The 16,939-nt window shown below is 43.9% G+C and carries 14 protein-coding genes and 1 pseudogene; 3 read left to right on the forward strand and 12 right to left on the reverse strand.

The features are described from left to right. Window positions 1–42: 42 nt before the first annotated feature. The 11 genes and pseudogenes from VZF35_RS10235 to VZF35_RS10285 form a co-directional block, all read right to left on the reverse strand. Complete coding sequence (locus VZF35_RS10235; protein WP_407313314.1) at window positions 43–1,215, reverse strand: ABC transporter permease; 1,173 nt, start codon at window positions 1,213–1,215, stop codon at window positions 43–45. Then, window positions 1,209–1,898, reverse strand: coding sequence for an ABC transporter ATP-binding protein (locus VZF35_RS10240; RefSeq protein WP_407313316.1), 690 nt, complete (start codon window positions 1,896–1,898; stop codon window positions 1,209–1,211). Before VZF35_RS10240 ends, VZF35_RS10235 begins: the two co-directional genes overlap by 7 nt. Beyond that, window positions 1,895–2,806: an efflux RND transporter periplasmic adaptor subunit gene (locus VZF35_RS10245; RefSeq protein ID WP_407313318.1), complete on the reverse strand. Its 912-nt coding sequence runs from the start codon at window positions 2,804–2,806 to the stop codon at window positions 1,895–1,897. Before VZF35_RS10245 ends, VZF35_RS10240 begins: the two co-directional genes overlap by 4 nt. A gap of 211 nt (window positions 2,807–3,017) precedes the next feature. Next, entirely contained in the window at window positions 3,018–3,956 is a 939-nt protein-coding gene (rbsB, locus tag VZF35_RS10250) for a ribose ABC transporter substrate-binding protein RbsB (protein WP_407313320.1), read from the reverse strand. 273 nt (window positions 3,957–4,229) lie between these two features. Beyond that, window positions 4,230–5,167: pseudogene (locus tag VZF35_RS10255) on the reverse strand (ABC transporter permease). After that, complete coding sequence (locus tag VZF35_RS10260) at window positions 5,160–6,656, reverse strand: sugar ABC transporter ATP-binding protein (protein WP_407313322.1); 1,497 nt, start codon at window positions 6,654–6,656, stop codon at window positions 5,160–5,162. The pseudogene VZF35_RS10255 and the gene VZF35_RS10260 overlap by 8 nt, the downstream one beginning before the upstream one ends. Window positions 6,657–6,676: 20 nt before the next feature. Continuing rightward, window positions 6,677–7,072 carry a D-ribose pyranase gene (rbsD, locus tag VZF35_RS10265; RefSeq protein WP_407313324.1) on the reverse strand — a complete coding sequence of 132 codons (396 nt, stop codon included), beginning with the start codon at window positions 7,070–7,072 and terminating at the stop codon, window positions 6,677–6,679. After that, the gene (rbsK, locus tag VZF35_RS10270; protein ID WP_407313326.1) at window positions 7,069–7,995 is read right to left on the reverse strand and encodes a ribokinase; all 927 of its coding nucleotides are present in this window, start codon (window positions 7,993–7,995) and stop codon (window positions 7,069–7,071) included. Before rbsK ends, rbsD begins: the two co-directional genes overlap by 4 nt. After that, entirely contained in the window at window positions 7,996–8,997 is a 1,002-nt protein-coding gene (locus tag VZF35_RS10275; protein WP_407313328.1) for a LacI family DNA-binding transcriptional regulator, read from the reverse strand. 340 nt (window positions 8,998–9,337) lie between these two features. Next, complete coding sequence (locus VZF35_RS10280; protein ID WP_407313330.1) at window positions 9,338–10,471, reverse strand: ATP-binding protein; 1,134 nt, start codon at window positions 10,469–10,471, stop codon at window positions 9,338–9,340. A 3-nt stretch (window positions 10,472–10,474) separates the two neighbouring features. Continuing rightward, window positions 10,475–11,833, reverse strand: coding sequence for a sigma-54-dependent transcriptional regulator (locus VZF35_RS10285; RefSeq protein WP_407313332.1), 1,359 nt, complete (start codon window positions 11,831–11,833; stop codon window positions 10,475–10,477). 512 nt (window positions 11,834–12,345) lie between these two features. Here VZF35_RS10285 and VZF35_RS10290 point away from each other — a divergent pair. Next, complete coding sequence (locus VZF35_RS10290) at window positions 12,346–12,927, forward strand: DUF2318 domain-containing protein (RefSeq protein WP_407313334.1); 582 nt, start codon at window positions 12,346–12,348, stop codon at window positions 12,925–12,927. A gap of 200 nt (window positions 12,928–13,127) precedes the next feature. Here VZF35_RS10290 and VZF35_RS10295 read toward each other — a convergent pair whose 3' ends face one another. Next, on the reverse strand, window positions 13,128–14,732 hold the full coding sequence (locus tag VZF35_RS10295; protein WP_407305670.1) for an IS1182 family transposase: 1,605 nt from the start codon (window positions 14,730–14,732) through the stop codon (window positions 13,128–13,130). A 339-nt stretch (window positions 14,733–15,071) separates the two neighbouring features. Here VZF35_RS10295 and VZF35_RS10300 point away from each other — a divergent pair, with 339 nt between their 5' ends. Further along, window positions 15,072–15,755 (forward strand): ABC transporter ATP-binding protein, encoded by a 684-nt coding sequence (locus VZF35_RS10300; RefSeq protein ID WP_407313336.1) that lies wholly within the window; start codon window positions 15,072–15,074, stop codon window positions 15,753–15,755. Between the two features lie 12 nt (window positions 15,756–15,767). Continuing rightward, complete coding sequence (locus VZF35_RS10305; RefSeq protein ID WP_407313338.1) at window positions 15,768–16,931, forward strand: ABC transporter permease; 1,164 nt, start codon at window positions 15,768–15,770, stop codon at window positions 16,929–16,931. The last annotated feature ends 8 nt before the right edge of the window (window positions 16,932–16,939 follow it).

A 16,939-nucleotide genomic window follows, 5' to 3' on the forward strand; every position in this document is an offset into this window, starting at 1 on the left:
TGATTTTTCGGGAGTATTATAATTCTTAAATCGTCATTTACTCTAGATGTGTCTTAAGGCGTCGATGGGATTTAGTCTGCTCGCTTTTCTTGCCGGTGCTAAGCCGAAGATGATCCCTACCGCTGCCGAAAAACCAACGGCCAGTAAAATTGTCCAAGCAGTCATTGTAAATGAAAATCCCATTAAGATTGACGCAGCTATTGCCACTGCGATCCCTATAATCAATCCTAACAATCCCCCAAATAGGGAGATAAAAATAGACTCAATGAGGAACTGCAATTGGATCTGAGCAGGCTCAGCTCCTAAGGCTTTCCGAAGCCCTATTTCTGTCGTGCGTTCTGTAACAGAGACAAGCATCATGTTCATAATTCCGATTCCACCCACAAGCAAAGATATGGAGGCAATCCCTGCAAGCAAAAGCGTAAGCATGCCTGTGATGTTACCGATAACATCAATAATATTCTGCATGTTGAGCACAGTGAAGGTGTTTTCTCGGTAGTTAAAGGCTGAATTTAAAATGGTTGTCACGTCATTGATAATACTATCGGACTTGCTGGAATCGCTCATATACATATCAACATTGGTAATGCTGCTCACTCCCAGCGTTTTCATCGCAGAAGTATAGGGCATAATTACGATATCGTTCGTGGAACCCGTGATCGAATTGCTTGTTGCTCTTAATACACCAACAATGGTAACCGTATTGCCATTAATCAAGAGGTGCTGACCGAGAGGGTTCTTCCCAAAAAACAGTTCTTTGACAAGATCACTTCCCAGTACGGCAATTTGATTTTTGTCGTTGACGTCAAGAATATTTACCCCTCTGCCGTTTGCCAAAAGATCCTGTTCCTTCTCAAAGTAAACATCGTTTTTACCTTGCACTGAGACATCCGTTTTTACTGAACGGTCACAGACAATAGAAGTCTTACCCGAAACTGTCGGCGAAACCCCGCTGACATTATTAACCCGTGCAAGCTGTGCCAAGTCGTTTTCACTAAGGCCCTGCTTTAAGCGAGTGCCCATCGCTTGAATCGTAATTTTATCGGCACCAAGTGAGGATATCTGACTAGTAATGCTCCCCGTTGCACCTTGAACTATGGTAATTAACGCTATGATTGAAGATACTCCTATCAACACGCCCAGAACTGTTAAAAAGGAACGCATTTTATTATGAGTAATATTACTCCAGGCCATTTTTATAGATTCTCTCAACATTCTTTCGCAGCCCCCTCGCTTAAATGCCCATCAAGGATATTCACAACCCTGTTTGAATAATTGGCGATGGTTGCATCATGGGTAATCATGACAATCGTTCTTCCTTCAGAATTAAGTTCTGTAAAAAGCTGCATAATCTGTTGACCAGTCTTTTGGTCAAGGGCACCCGTCGGCTCATCGGCAAGCAGTATCGTCGGTTCAGTCACAACTGAACGGGCTATGGCGACACGCTGCTGTTGTCCACCGGAAAGCTGGTTCGGGTAGTTGTTCATTTTTTCCGCAAGACCCACACGTTCGAGTATGGTAGCGGCTCTTTTTCGGCGATGTTCTGGGGATACTCCGGCATAAATCATGGGCAGTTCTACATTTTCGAGGGCATTTAATCTTTGCAGAAGCTGAAAGCTTTGGAATACGAAACCTATTTCTCGATTGCGTATGCGTGCCAATTCCTTTTCGTCGAGATCTTCTACATCATGTTTAGCTAAAATATATTTCCCGCTTGTAGGGACATCGAGACAGCCAATGATATTCATCAGGGTAGACTTGCCGGAACCGGAAGGGCCTAAGATCGAGACAAACTCTCCTTCGTTAATTTTTAAATTAATATTTTTAAGTACCACAAGCTCTTCAGCATCTAAGGAGTAGGATTTGACAATGTCCTGCATCGTTAAGATTTCGCTCATTGCCCATTGTCACCCCCTGAGCTTCCTTGAGAAGCTTCGCTGCCGCCTTGCTTCATCTGGGCGCCTGGGCCGAAACCAGTGGCCTTCGCTATCGGCGGAACTAATATGGTATCATTGGCCTTCACACCGCTTTTTACCTCTACATGCACACCATCATTAAGACCTAGGGTTATCCCAACTGTTTTAGGCAAATCGTTGCTGTCTTTTATCAATACATAAGGGTTATTTCCGGCATCAAACTGTATCGCCGACATAGGCAAAAGAACAACGTTGGAAACACTTTGATTTAGAACTTTCGCCTCTGCTGACATACCTACACGCAGGCTGCTGTCATTGGGGAGGGATACGTCAGCCGTAAAAGTTGTTACACCATTCGTATAGTCACCTTCTTTAGATACATCCGTTATTTTTCCTTTAACATCTTTATTTAAGGCATGAATGGTAACCGTTGCATCCTTGCCCGTTGAAACAGCTGAAAGATCGTATTCATCAACCTGTACTTTCAGCTGCAGATTTGAATAATCGACGATATCTATTAGCTTTGCACCAGGCATAATCTGGGCATTTTCATCGGCATCAATATTTGAAACTTCTCCGGCAATCTGAGGTTTTATTTCTTCACCCATGACGGTGGTCATTAAAACAGTATCTGTTGAGACTTTCTGCCCCTCTTGAACCTTAATGTCTTTAATTTGCATAGCCTTATCCGCATAAACTGTCTGCCTATTTTTAGCCTCTATGCTGCCGGAAAAACTGTAATTGGTCGCTAAATTACCGGTCGTAGCTTTGACTTCTGTATAGTTTGTCTTTTTAGGCATCGCATAGAGGGTAACCCCTAATGCTACAACCAAAACTCCTATGATTGACCAAATAATTGCCTTTTTATTACCGGTCTTTTTGTTTTTCATTAGCTCTACCTCATCTACTTTGTTTTTAGCAGTTTGCCTGAATAGTTGAGGTAATATACCTCGGAACTGTCATAGGATTGCCTGCAACATAAACAAAACTCGACAAGAGCGCAGACACTATCTTCGCTCTTTATTAGATGAAGTTATTCTTTTCCGCCAATACGAAAAAAGACCGAAGCAAATGCTTCGGCCTCTTTTAAAATGTTCTCGATTACTTTGTGATAAGTTCCAACGCTACTGGAATACTAGCGTCTACTTTCTCCCCTTTAGCTACCTTCATGGCAGTTTCCACTGCGGTTTTCCCGATTAAGTCTGGTTTTTGGGCAATTGTAGCTGCCATTTTTCCGTCTTTAACAGCCTTTACAGCATCATCAGTGGCATCGAAACCAACGACTAAGATATTGCTCTTTCCTGCAGCTTGAATAGCGCTAAGAGCTCCTAAAGCCATTTCGTCATTTTGAGCGAACACAGCTTGAATGTCTTTATTTCCTTGGAGGATATTTTCCATAACGCTTAATCCTTTAGCACGATCAAAATCGGCAGGTTGAGAAGCGACAACTTTCACGCCGTCTTTGCCATCGACAACACTGTGGAAACCTTTACCACGATCACTTGCTGCTGATGTTCCGGCAGTTCCTTGCAATTCTACGATGTTTCCTTTGTTGCCAAGAGCTTTCAAGATATAGTCAGCAGCCATGCTGCCGCCTTTTACATTATCCGAGGCGATATGCGAAACCACTTTGCCTCCATTAGAAGCCCGGTCAACGGTAATTACAGGGATGTTGGCTTTGTTGGCGGATTCTACGGCAGAAACGACGGCTGCACTGTCAGTTGGGTTAATCAGGAGGACACTCACTTTCTTCTGAATCAGGTCTTCAATATCACTGATTTGCTTAGCAGTGTTATCGCCAGCATCAACAACGACTAAGTCGGCGCCTGCTTCTTTAGCTGCTTTGTCAGCACCATCTTTGAGAGTTACAAAGAATGGGTTATTTAACGTTGAGACAGAAAAGCCGATTGTTACTTTTGCTGCTGTAGGTTTCGCTGCATCTTTGTTCTCCAGGCTAGATTGGGTTGACCCACAACCAATGAGACTGACCGCCATAACAACTACGAGAATCATCATCCATAGACTATGTTTTCTTTTCATGTTTCCTCTTCCTTCCTATTTCTTGTTGGGTGATCCAAGTCACCAGCATTAATTTAGATGAGCACCAGTAAGCCATAACGAATTGCCCCCGTCACTGAGCCATCGCATCCTCCCCTCTAAGAGCATCTATGTCCAAGACTAAAGAGTTTGAGTCTTCAGTCAGAGAACCACATGTGAACTTGTTTTAGCTAAGACCAACATCGAGGCTTCAATATCAAACCTTCCAATGATGATACTCTGCGCCGTAGGATTGGTTTCGCCGAAGCCCCCCGATTACTTCCCTTTCGAACGATCCAACAAGACTGCCACTAAAATAACAGCACCTTTGACAACTTGTTGGTAAAAGGATGAAACGTTCATAAGATTTAAGCCATTATCTAAAACACCTATGATCATGGCTCCAATTAAGGTTCCGGCAATCCATCCTTTTCCCCCGAAAGACTCGTACCTCCCAAAACAACGGCTGCAATAGCATCGAGTTCATAGGATGTCCCCGCCGTCGGCTGGGCAGAGTTAAGACGCGAAGTCAGGATAATACCGCTTACAGAGGCTAACAAGCCGCTGATACTGTAGACCAGAACTTTGACTCGATTTGTGTTAATCCCCGAAAGTCGGGTTGCTTCTTCATTGCCGCCTAAAGCAAAAACATGACGACCAAAAGACGTAAATTTCAACAGGACATAAAGTGCTCCAAAGGCCACCAACATCCAGATTACGGGCATAGGAATTTGGAAGAGATATCCTCGTCCAATTAAACCGAACTCGTCAGGCAGCCCAGTTATCGGTCTCCCTTGTGTATAAACCAGGGTTAACCCTCGAAATATTGTCATGGTCGCAAGAGTGGCAATAAAGGGCGCTACCTTTCCTCGCGCGATAACAACCCCATTTATCGTCCCCATAATTGTCCCTGCCACTACACCTGCCCCTATAGCGAGCCAGGAATTCGTTCCGGCAGCCATCATTCCAGCTGCAAAGGCACTCGAAAGGGCAATAATCGAACCAACAGAGAGGTCAATCCCTCCCGTCAAAATGACAAACGTCATTCCAAAGGCAATCAAGGCATTGATGGAAACCTGACGAAGCACGTTAAACACATTGCTGACGGTAAGAAAATCCGAACTGGTAATTGATAAGATTACGACAATTAGAATCAGTCCCACTAGGGGGCCCATGCGCTGCAAGATTCCTCGTTTTCCTTGAACTTTACCCATGATTTTTCCCTCCTGTAGCTGCAACCATAATCGCTTCCTGCGTAGCATTTTCTCGTGAAAATTCCCCAGTGATTCGCCCTTCATGCATAACCAGGATTCGATCGCTCATGCCGAGAACCTCTGGAAGTTCCGAGGAAATCATAATGATAGCGGCTCCTGTTTGAACGAGCTGATTCATCAAATCGTAAATCTCTCGTTTCGCTCCGATATCCACGCCTCGTGTCGGCTCATCGAGGATTAAAACTTTAGGACGTGTCGCCAGCCACTTGCCGATGACAACTTTTTGTTGGTTACCTCCACTTAAGGAGCTTACCCATTGCTCGGAATTGTGGACTTTGACTTTCAGTTTCGAAATACTTTCTCTTACAAAGTCCCCTTCCATCCGATGGCTAATAAAGCCGAACTTAGAAAGTGAGCGCAAGTTTGGCAGGGCTAAATTTTCCCGTACCGAGAGATCGGAGATGAGACCTTCTCCCTTCCGATCCTCCGTAATCAAGGCCAGACCTGCCTTGATGGCCTCTCTGGGATTTTTAAGACTAACGGATTTACCATTGACGAAGATCTTCCCCTGACATTTCTCGACTCCAAAGAGAGCTTTGGTCAATTCTGTACGACCGGCTCCCATCAAACCGGCAATCCCAAGGATCTCTCCAGCCCGCACGCTCAAGTTGATGTCGTAGAGCTTTCCTTCTTGGGAAAGACCTTCCACCCGAAGAAGCTCTTCCCCAATCTCCGTTTCTACCTTCGGGAAACGTTCCTTAATCTCTCGGCCAACCATCATCTGGACTAACTCATCCATCGTGGTAACTTTCGTCTCCCGAGTGCCGATATAACGCCCGTCCCTCAGCACAGTAATCCGATCACTGATTTGGAAGATTTCTTCCATGCGGTGAGATATATAGATCATTCCCACTCCTTGAGCTTTCAACCTCTCAATGAGCTGGAAGAGTTTCTCGATCTCGCGTTTTGTCAAAGCCGCGGTCGGCTCATCAAGGACTAGAATCTTAGCCTTCATCGAAAGCGCCTTGGCAATTTCCACCATTTGCTGTTGTCCGACAGAAAGTTCTCCGACCAAACCATCTGGGTTTAAATCCATTCCCAGCTGATTTAAATAGTCCTTGGCCTCGCTGCGCATGAGAGCCTGGTTCACGAATCCAGTATGCCCCCATTTAAGTTCTCGCCCTAAAAACATATTTTCTCGGATGGATAGATCAGGGATCATGTTAAGTTCCTGATGAATAATGGCAACCCCCAACTGTTGGGCAATTTTCGGAGAAGTCGCTGCAGACTCAGTTCCTTCAATTTGGACGGACCCGGTATCTTTGCTGTATATTCCAGCAAGGATCTTCATCAGGGTAGATTTGCCCGCTCCATTCTCCCCCATCAAGGCATGAACTTCCCCTTGCCGAAGGGAAAACTGGACATTATCCAAAACCGTAACCCCGCTAAAACTTTTACTAATTCCCTCCATAACCAGGAGATCTGACATACTTGAATCCTCCTCGCAGATTAGAAAATTACGCCCGCTTCGAGAATGACATTAGCATAAGGAGTAAATTCGCCGGTGCGGATCACTGCTTTGGCTTGATGCGTAAGGGCTTTAAGCTCATCATGTGAGATAACCTTAACTGGAACTTCAGGCAGCACTGTCAGCAGTTCTTCCTGTTTAGCGGGGCTCGACACCGCCATCTCTTGAGCCACAAAAACCTTTTCCACACACATTTCCTGCAGAACGGTTTTTACCGTCTCGATAAACGATGGAACTCCTTCTTTTAAAGCCAAATCGATTCTTTTGACATGAGCCGGAATGGGTAATCCCGCATCAGCAATCACGAGGGTATCCATATGTCCCAGCTCACTGATCACTCGGGATATTTCACTGTTTAAGATGCCGATCTTCTTCATCGTCGTTCCTCCCGAAAATACTCTTCTACTTCTTTTAACCTTGGCATCCCGCCTTGAGCCCCAAATTTAGTGACCGCTAAGGCTGAAACCTGACCTGCAAAAACGACAGCTTCCCGAATGTCCCTTTTCTGGGCAAGGGCAAAGGCTAATCCGGCATTAAAGGCATCCCCTGCCCCCGTGGTATCCACTACCGGAACTTTATGACCGGGAACGTGAGTCAACCTGCCTCTTGATTCCATAAAAGCGGCTCCCTCAGCACCCAATGTCGTGATGCAAGAAGAAACGCCAAACTCCAAAACTCGCTCAATTCCCCGAACGATAGGAGAATCTTCAGCTATCCCCGTTATTAAAGATAACTCCGAACGATTCGGCGTCAAATAATCCACGTTGTTGAGTAAGCCCTGAGGAAGGCTTTGGGCCGGGGCTGGATTGAGCATTACGATCTTCCTGTGCCTGCGGGCTAACTTAGCCGCGTGCTCAACCGTCGCAAGCGGAATTTCAAGCTGTAATAAAACAAGGTCTGCTTCGGCAATTTTTTCCTCGGACCGCTCCAAGTCCTCTGCTGAACATTGGGCATTCGCCCCAGGAACCACCACGATACTGTTATCTCCTTCAGCCAGGAGAATCGAAGCAACTCCCGTAGGTTCTGAAGCAAGAACTTTAATACTCGAAGTGTTCACTCCATCCTTTTGCAGGGCTTTTAGGAGTTCTTCACCAAAGGCATCCGACCCAACTGCTCCAATCATTGTGGTCACAGCACCCAGACGGGCCAGCGCTACAGCTTGATTAGCGCCTTTACCACCGGGAATAAAGTGAATTTCTTCTCCCATGACGGTTTCCCCACGTTTGGGAGCACGGAGGGCCTTAACCACCAAATCCATATTTAAACTACCAATAACGACAATCTTTGGCTGCTGCTGCATTTAGTTCTGCCCCCTCTGAGTGGATTTTCTGGAAACTAAGGTAACATCAAGTTCCATGATTGTATTCTCACTGATCCCGCTCTCGATTTCATCCAGCAAGATTCGCGTGGCCAACCCACCCATCTCATAGATTGGCTGGGCCACAGTCGTTAATTCAGGTTCCGTAATCTCTGTTAAACCGATACCATCAAATCCACAAACTTTAACCTGTTCCGGGACTCGAATTCCCCGTTCATGCAAGGCCTTAAGGGCTCCTACAGCCATAAGATCATTTCCGGCAAAAATTCCGTCAATATCGGGATGACGCGCCAATAATTGTGCCACACCCTTCCGGCCGCTTTCAATATCAAAATGCCCTGGTACCATCAAGCTGGGGGAGAAACCCTGTGATTCTCCGATAATATCTTCATAGCCCAACAAACGCTCCCGTGCTGTGATGAATTCCTGGGGGCCATAAATATGGGCGATCCTCTGACAACCCTGATCCAGCAAATGCTGTACAGCGAGTTTAGCACCTTCTCGATTGTTGGAGCGGATAATCGGACAAGCAGTTGTCGTTAACCCTCTATCCAGCAAAACAATCGGAATACCCTCTCTTCGCAACGCGATAACATCTTCTTCACGAATCGTATTCGAAGCAAAAATAAAACCATCGACGTATTTTTTCTTAAGAACTTTAATATACGAACTTTCTTTCAAACCAAGATCATCTGAGTTGCCTAAGATAACTGTTAAACCTTGCTTATGGGCTACATCCTCGACACCTCGCGCCAAAGCAGGAAAAAACGGATTCAAAATATCCGGCAAGATAAGGGCAATAATCCCCATCCTCTTACCTGCCAAGCCTCGAGCAACAGCGTTTGGCACGTATTGAAGCTGCTCAATCGCTTTAAGTACTTGTCCTGCAGTCTCAGGATTCACAAGGTCCTTCTGGTTAATTACTCGGGAGACTGTAGCAACCGACACCCCCGCTAAACGAGCAACATCTCGAATCGTCGCCAATGAATCCACCCTCTTCATTCCATGTAATCGGTTACATTTACAATCAGTTCCTGTGTACTATAACTCTCGAGTAAAATATTTAACTCTGTATAATTCCAACAAAAACCTTGCTAATTAGGCGGTTTTCGTCAATTATTTTATTTTTCAAATAAGACCATCTCTTAAAAATTAAAATTATATAAACTCATGTAAACGGTTACATTCTAGTACGATTTTAGCTTTTTCAGAATCCACTGTCAATCCCCTTTTCAGATTTTAAGAGTGAATGAAAAGCAGCAGGCTGTTTCTCTCACTTGAAGTCAAGCAAAAGAACCTTCCTGCTGCGTATCGAATCGGATGATTAATTTCTATTTTTGAGTATAGGCAACAAGATCTCCACCCGGACTCCTCGCTCAAGGCGGTTCGCGGCGGTTATTTTGCCTCCATGCTGATCCAGGATACGGTGTACAACGGACAAACCTAATCCAGTCCCTTTTTCCTTTGTTGTAAAAAATGGATCATAGATATAAGGCATCGTATCTGGCGAAATACCGGGTCCCTCATCACTAAAAGCTAAGCCTGCAAAGCCTTCTTGCTGAACACCTTCAATGCAGATGATGCCGCCTTCATTCTGGGCATCAATGGCATTGAGCAAAATGTTCAGGATGACTTGCTTCATTTGGTCCAGATCCACCTCAACCTCCTGCTCATCAAGATGACTTCGTACTTGCTTTAACTGGATATGGTGCTGGCGCAAAGCAGGCTGAATCAACGCAACTCCTTCGTCCAAGAGTTTGCCCATGGTGACTCTCCCACGTATCGGCTCTTTAGGACGAGCAAAGCTCAAAAACTCATTCACCAAACGATTTAATCGCTCACACTCTTCCAAAAGGACCCGACAATATTCTGAAACGACTCCGTCATCGACTTTTTCCTGTGCCAGAAGTTGGATGCTCACCTTCATTATCCCTAAGGGATTGCGAAGTTCATGGGCCAAACCGGCACTCATATGTCCCAAGGCCGTTAACCGTTCGGTTTGTCTGATCTCTTCCTCTAAGCGTTCACGCTCCAAACCTTCTCGTCTTAATTTCTCCACCAATTCTTTTTGCACAGTTAAGGCAAGTTGATATTTGCGTTTTGCTCTCCGTTCCTGTCCGGTTAAAAATCCTGTCAACCAGCCAATAACATTAATCAAGCCGATCTCCACCCATTGGGTATAAACGGCGGATGGATTCATATCATGGAAATGTGTCATGAACGGCAAGATAAGGAGAGTAATGACCAATCCGGATAAGATTCCTCCTGCGGGGCCAAAACGCATAGCTGCATAGATCACCGGAAGATAGTAGGCGAATTGCAAAAGAATATGGTAATTCATTTCATAATGGTAATTAGTATAGTGAATAGCCGTCAAAATCGCAACAACAAGCCCTATGGCAATTAGATCACAAAAAGCCCTTATACGATTTTGTTCAGCAGGTTCGTTATGCTCCATTTTTTATATCCCCCAGTGAGGATCTATGCCATACTTTTCCAATCGATATAAGAAAGCATGTCTGGAAAGTCTTAACCGTTTTGCTGCCTGACTTTGGTTTCCTCCCGTTTGCTCCATAGCCTGCTGGAGAAAGGATTTCTCAATCTCCTCGAGAGAGACTCCCTCTGGCGGCAACACAAAGGGTTCAGAATTCTTTGCTAAAGTCGGAGGTTCGTCAAAGAGCGGCAAACTCTCCATTCCAATCACTGCCCCTTGAGAAATAATCACCATCCGTTCCACAACATTTTCTAATTCACGCACATTCCCCGGCCAACTGTAGGACGTTAGGCGAGACAGAACTTCCGGAGCGAAAATCTTGCTTCCGCCATAAGTCTTAAGTCTTTCCAAAAAATGCTCTGCCAGTAAGGCAATATCTTCTCGTCGCTCTCGTAATGGAGGCACAGAAATTGGGAAAACATTGAGTCTGTAATACAAGTCTTCCCGAAAGCGTCCTTCTTGAGCCTCTTTAAGTAAGTCTCGATTCGTCGCCGCAATAATTCGCACATCGACATTAATGGTTTTCTCTCCACCAACTCGCTCAAACATCCGCTCCTGAAGTACCCGCAACAGTTTGGCCTGAACATTCAAGGACAGCTCACCTATCTCATCGAGGAAGAGCGTTCCCCCATCTGCCAATTCAAATCGACCGGTTTTACGGGTATGGGCGCCTGTGAAAGCGCCCTTCTCGTGTCCAAACAATTCGCTTTCCAAGAGGGTTTCTGTCAAGGCAGCACAATTCACTCGGATAAAAGGTCCATCAACCCGCGGACTTAAGGTATGTATCGCATGGGCAACCAGCTCTTTTCCCGTACCCGACTCTCCAAGAATAAGTACTGTTGCAGGTGTTGGAGCGACCCTTTCGGCCAGATGTTTAACCGCTTGTATCTTCTCGCTGTTGCCAACCAACTGCCAGCCTTCATGTCGGGCTTCTTGTTTTAAATAATTTACTTGCTCGCGTAAGCTCTCTACTTCAAAGGCCTTAGCCACCGTTATCAGCAGCTCATCTATGTCGAAAGGTTTCATCAAATAATCCTGAGCCCCGGCCTTCATAGCCTCAATAGCTGTCGAGGTGCTGCCATGAGCGGTCATCATGACCACGAGCAAATCGGGATACTGCTCTTTTAACGCTCGCAAAACACTTAGGCCATCTTGTTTCGGCATTTTCAAATCCACCAGGACAATATCAGGCCGCTCTGCTAAAGCCCGATTTATGGCAAGTTGCCCATCCTCTACTGTTTCTACGTCATAACCGGCTTTTGTTAAAGCCCGTTCCAGAACCCAGCGCATATTTGCTTCGTCATCAGCCACCAAAATCCGGCGCACCTCGCCACTCCCTCTGCAATTATTTTCATTTCTAAAAGTATAATTCCATAAAAATTCCACATATATCCAATAATAACAAGATCAGGAGTTGGTGTGGGATATGACACACTATGCTGTGGTTTATCCCACACCAACTCCCCTGATCCATTCCTCAGAGAAGATAATTTTGCCGCCGTTCAAGTTTCACAGAACCAAAAACTTCTGACATTAATTATTTTTGTCCCTTAAAAATACCTATATACCTCGCTGGAGCCGCTTTTGACTCTTCTTTCTATTAGAACATAATCACATTCCGTGCGCAACTTGGCATCCCATTTGCATTTAGATTAACTGTCCTAAAAAACCAAGAATTACAACTATGAAAATTAGCCAAAAAAATTCATAATTAGCTGGTTATTTTCTTGTTTATGGTTTTTAAATTTCCCAGTTTTCAAATTCATGTTAAGATTCTTATTCACTTGAACTTAAACGTTAAACAAAATGTATTTAAACGTCAATAAGGAGGATTTCTAATGAAAGACTATCGTGAAGAGAAAAAACAAAAATTCACTCAACCAAAGAAGAGTAAAGCAGGTCTCTACAGCCTTGCCGGTATCGTAGCAGTTGCGCTAATCATTAGTTCTTATTTCGTGCTTAACAGCAATAAACCAAGTAACTCAGTCAATCCTGCCGCTGATATTGGACAGAAAATCGATTATAGCTCTAACGATAGCTTAGAACAGACCATAGTTGCAAATAAGATTGAAAATGGAAAAGAACTAGTCACATCACTGAGTGACTTAAAAGAAAAGAAGTTTATTAAGACTGATTATAGCTTCAACGGAAAGACCATACCCCTGACAGCATTTATCCAACCTGATGGTAAAGTGATGGTGGCTGTAAGTTACTGTGAACCCTGCAAAGGGGATTCCTTTCATATTTCCGGCAATCAGATAGTTTGCAACACGTGTGGCACTACTTGGAATCTCCAAACACTCAAGGGAATCAGCGGCGGTTGTCAAACCTACCCGCCTCAAGCATTGACCTATAGCTTAAACGGCGATAACCTTGAAATTCCTCAAAGCGTGCTGGATGCCTGGTCCCCTCGTGTTTAATTCCAATAAACTGTTATATGATGAATTGTCAAGGGAGTGTCGCAAAACTACTATTTTGAAGTAGCAAGCGATGCTCCCCATTTCTTTTTACTGTGGAAAATATTAAGTGGTTTGATTGCAATGCTCAATCTCTATTTTCTACTTAAATTTGTGTATAGCAAAATAAGCCTTCTAGATGAGACTGTTTTTTCGACCCCTTTTTAAGCCGTTTTTAATGGATGAAGGGGTTTACCAATTCGTTCATTCTGTATTTTAGCGTGAAGTTTATTCACGTTATACCCAAAACACAGCAGCATAAATTCAGTTTTTACACTGTTTTTACCTCGTGTCAAAAAGCGATTAAAGTTATAGTCATTTTTGAGTACCCCAAAGGCTCCTTCGACCTGTATGGATCGATTTACTCTGAGTAGTCTCCCTTTTTCGGTGGTAATGTTTCCGTACGATACCTGGCGTTTGGCCACAAACGTTTTAGATACTTGCATTCTTCGATTGCCTTTAGCTTTTGTACATTGACTTTTACAAGGACAATCACGGCAGTCTTCACATTCATAGATCGTGATTTCAGATCGGTAGCCCGTTGCCGATGTTCGATGGGTAATTCCCACTAGTTTGAGTTGTTTTCCGTTATGACAGGTGTATTCATCCATTTCTGCATTGTAAACCATGTTTTCTCGCTTGCTGATATCCTTTTTGAAGCGTTTCTTTTTCCATTGTTCATAGGTTTGCGGCTTTATGTAGCAGGTCTGCTTTTTCCCTTCGAGATAAAGATAATTCTCCTCACTCTCATAACCAGAGTCTGCAGTAACATTTTCATAATGGGCCTGTAGTTTAGATTCCAGCGTGTTTAAGAAAGGGATGAGTGTGGCTATGTCGTTACGATCCTGGAAAATCCCAACCCCTGTTACATATTCACTTTCCACGCCAATCTGAACATTGTAAGCCGGCTTTAACTGAGCGTTGCGCATATGGTCATCTTTCATATGCATGAAGGTCGCATCAGGATCGGTTTTGGAGTAGCTATTTCTTCCTTCGAAGAATTGGTGATGTCTGTTGTACTTTTCTTGACGGGTATAGAATTCCTTCAGGTCTTCTGTAAACTTTTGTAGCTCTGATTTCCGTTTTCCAATACCATGGACAAATTCAATCTGCTCTTGCTGACGTTTTTCTTCTAGGTAGGAGAGGGCCGCCTTAAGGTCCTTAAGTAACGTTTCTTTGGTTGCCTTGAAGTCCTTTAGATAGGTCAAATTGATCTCCTCAAGACAGGATTGAATTTTCAAGAACATTTTGGTCTCATTCTTAGTAACGACTTTCTTCCAGACAAACGTATAACGGTTAGCATTGGCTTCAATTTTTGTTCCATCGACAAAAAGGTTCTTAAACTCTACTTCCCCAAGCTTGTGTAAATACGTCACCATTTGGAAAAAGAGGTCTTCTATGGATTCCTTTAAATAGTTCTTCCGAAATCGAGCAAGGGTGCTGTGGTCTGGTGCCTTGCATCCTTCCAACAACCACATGAAGTTAATGTCTCTTTTACAAGCAACTTCAATCTTGCGGCTTGAGTAAATGTTGTTCATATAGGCATAGGCTACTACTTTGAACAGGATTTTGGGTTCGACTACAGGTTTTCTTCCAGTGGAAGAGTAGGCCTGATACAACGCTTCGTAATTCAATCCCTCCAAAATGTGGCTTAGCAGTCGAACTGAGTCATCCTCCGGTATTAACACATCAAAATTAAATGGTAGAACTAATTGATAGTGTCCACTTAATTCAGTATAATTTTTAGAGTGTAATTTGGTTGTTAGCATAACTCAAATTATACGACAACTGCGGGTTCTTTGGGACCTGCAGTTTTGTTTCTAGTAGGAAAAAAAGGGGCGTTGCTTACGAACTATTTTAGTTCGTTTTGCAACGCCCCCTTCATACTAAACAGGAGGTTATTTTCCTCAAAACCTTTTCAATCAGCTTTAATAAAATACGATGGGTAAGATATTCCCATATAGACAAACTAAGTTATAGGGTTAACTACTCAAACAATAGCTCAGTTTTGTAACCCCATAGTGCCGTTTACGGTATGGATAGTGCCCATTTACGATTAAAAATACTTAAATGCTCTTATATTTCTTAGAACAGGAGGAAACTCTCAAATGCCTTTAATAAAAGTTTGTGCGCTTTCCAAAGCTTATAAAGGTGGAGACGGCAGTGTTGAAGCTTTGAAAAACGTTAATTTAGAGATTAACGAGGGAGAATTTTTGGCCTTAATGGGACCATCCGGCTCGGGAAAAAGCACCTTATTAAGTATTCTCGGTGGATTAAATCCGCCCACCTCCGGCAAACTTTTCATTGATGATATTGATGTTTATGCTTTGGAACCTGAACGATTAGCTGATTTCCGCCACGAATACGTGGGCTTTGTTTTTCAGCAATATCAATTGATTCCCTACCTCACTGCCTTAGAAAATGTCATGCTTCCTCTGGCCATAACCTCTCGGCCTGGAAGAGAACAGCAAGAGATGGCTCAGACAGTCCTCCACAAAGTTGGCTTAGGCAACAAAACTCAACGCCTCCCGAACCAATTATCCGGTGGTGAACAAAATCGAGTGGCTATTGCTCGAGCCATCGTTAATCGTCCTTCCATAATTTTCGCAGATGAACCCACCGGAAGCCTCGATTCGAAAACCGCCAAGGATTTATTGTCATTATTTCAAACTCTTAACCAAGACGGTTTAACCATTATCATGGTTACACATAATCAAGAAAACCTAGATTGGGTTACCCGGGCCGTTTATATCCGGGATGGGATTCTTGCCTCAATTCCTCAAGAATCCTAAGGGAGGAAACAAATGCGTTTAACCACTATAGCCATTCAAAACCTACGTCGCCGCAAAATGCGCTCGGCTTCATTAGTACTCAGTGTCATTATTGGAGTGGCTTCGATTATTTTCCTGTATACGACAACTCAAGCCATGAAAGAAGATGTTGCCAACAAGCTTGATCAATTTGGTTCTAATATCCTCATTCTTCCAGACACCGGACAAGCCTTAACCTTTGGGGGCATAACAGTTGAAGCTCCGACACAAGTCAAGGCGCTGGACATGTCCCTTATCCCTCTTATGAAAACAATTAAAAACAAGGAAACTCTAGCTACTATTGCCCCCAAGCTTTTAGTCAATACGACCATCAAAGGACAGGACATTTTATTGCTGGGTGTTGAGTTCCCCCAGGAATTACGCCTAAAAAAATGGTGGAAAGTAGACGGTCTCAGCAGTCAGCATATTCCAACAGCCAACGAGGTTATTCTAGGAAGTGACGTTGCCCATACTCTAGATTTGAAACCCGGCCAAACAGTCACCATCAAAGGGCAGAATTTTAACGTGGCAGGAGTCATTCAGCCTACAGGCTCAGCTGAAAATGACCAAGCTGTGTTTATTGATTTGAACCTACTGCAAAAACTAGCGAACAAACCCAACGCCATCAGCCTTATAGAAGCTGCTGCTTTTTGCTATTCTTGTCCTATTGATGAGGTAAGCAAACAGTTAACGGCTGTTTTACCCGGTACTAAAGTTACCGCACTAAGATCTACGATCGAATCTCGAAATGAAACAGTAAACAAGTTCAATTTATTTGCTAGAAGCGTCTCTTTGATTCTTTTCTTAACAAGCAGCCTGGTAATAACCATGACTATGAAATCTTCTGTTGAGGAACGAACCCGAGAAATCGGGGTCTTGCGGGCCATAGGATTTAGAAAACGCCACATTCTCCAAACTATCCTAACTGAGGCGGGCATTTTAAGTGTTCTGGGAGGTGTATTAGGTTATTTTCTTGGAATGAGTGCTGCGGTGAATCTTGGCTCAATTTTAATCAAAACACAAGTTCAGATACCTTGGCAATCTAATTTGCTTAGTTTAGCACTGGGCGGCTCACTATTAATCGGAGTCATCGCCAGCCTTTATCCGGCTTGGAGAGCAGCAAGCCTTGATCCAACTGCCTCGTTACGCTATATGTGATTTCAAAT

The organism is Desulfosporosinus paludis, assembly GCF_045689965.1.
GTDB classification, from domain to species: domain Bacteria; phylum Bacillota; class Desulfitobacteriia; order Desulfitobacteriales; family Desulfitobacteriaceae; genus Desulfosporosinus; species Desulfosporosinus paludis.

Bases quoted from the DNA above. Each gene is read 5' to 3' on its own strand.
- VZF35_RS10240 (WP_407313316.1), bottom strand. From the start codon at position 1,898: ATGAGCGAAATCTTAACGATGCAGGACATTGTCAAATCCTACTCCTTA.
- VZF35_RS10245 (WP_407313318.1), bottom strand. From the start codon at position 2,806: ATGAAAAACAAAAAGACCGGTAATAAAAAGGCAATTATTTGGTCAATC.
- rbsB (WP_407313320.1), bottom strand. From the start codon at position 3,956: ATGAAAAGAAAACATAGTCTATGGATGATGATTCTCGTAGTTGTTATG.
- VZF35_RS10260 (WP_407313322.1), bottom strand. From the start codon at position 6,656: ATGTCAGATCTCCTGGTTATGGAGGGAATTAGTAAAAGTTTTAGCGGG.
- VZF35_RS10290 (WP_407313334.1), top strand. From the start codon at position 12,346: ATGAAAGACTATCGTGAAGAGAAAAAACAAAAATTCACTCAACCAAAG.
- VZF35_RS10280 (WP_407313330.1), bottom strand. From the start codon at position 10,471: ATGGAGCATAACGAACCTGCTGAACAAAATCGTATAAGGGCTTTTTGT.
- rbsD (WP_407313324.1), bottom strand. From the start codon at position 7,072: ATGAAGAAGATCGGCATCTTAAACAGTGAAATATCCCGAGTGATCAGT.
- VZF35_RS10235 (WP_407313314.1), bottom strand. From the start codon at position 1,215: ATGTTGAGAGAATCTATAAAAATGGCCTGGAGTAATATTACTCATAAT.
- VZF35_RS10305 (WP_407313338.1), top strand. From the start codon at position 15,768: ATGCGTTTAACCACTATAGCCATTCAAAACCTACGTCGCCGCAAAATG.
- rbsK (WP_407313326.1), bottom strand. From the start codon at position 7,995: ATGCAGCAGCAGCCAAAGATTGTCGTTATTGGTAGTTTAAATATGGAT.
- VZF35_RS10295 (WP_407305670.1), bottom strand. From the start codon at position 14,732: ATGCTAACAACCAAATTACACTCTAAAAATTATACTGAATTAAGTGGA.
- VZF35_RS10300 (WP_407313336.1), top strand. From the start codon at position 15,072: ATGCCTTTAATAAAAGTTTGTGCGCTTTCCAAAGCTTATAAAGGTGGA.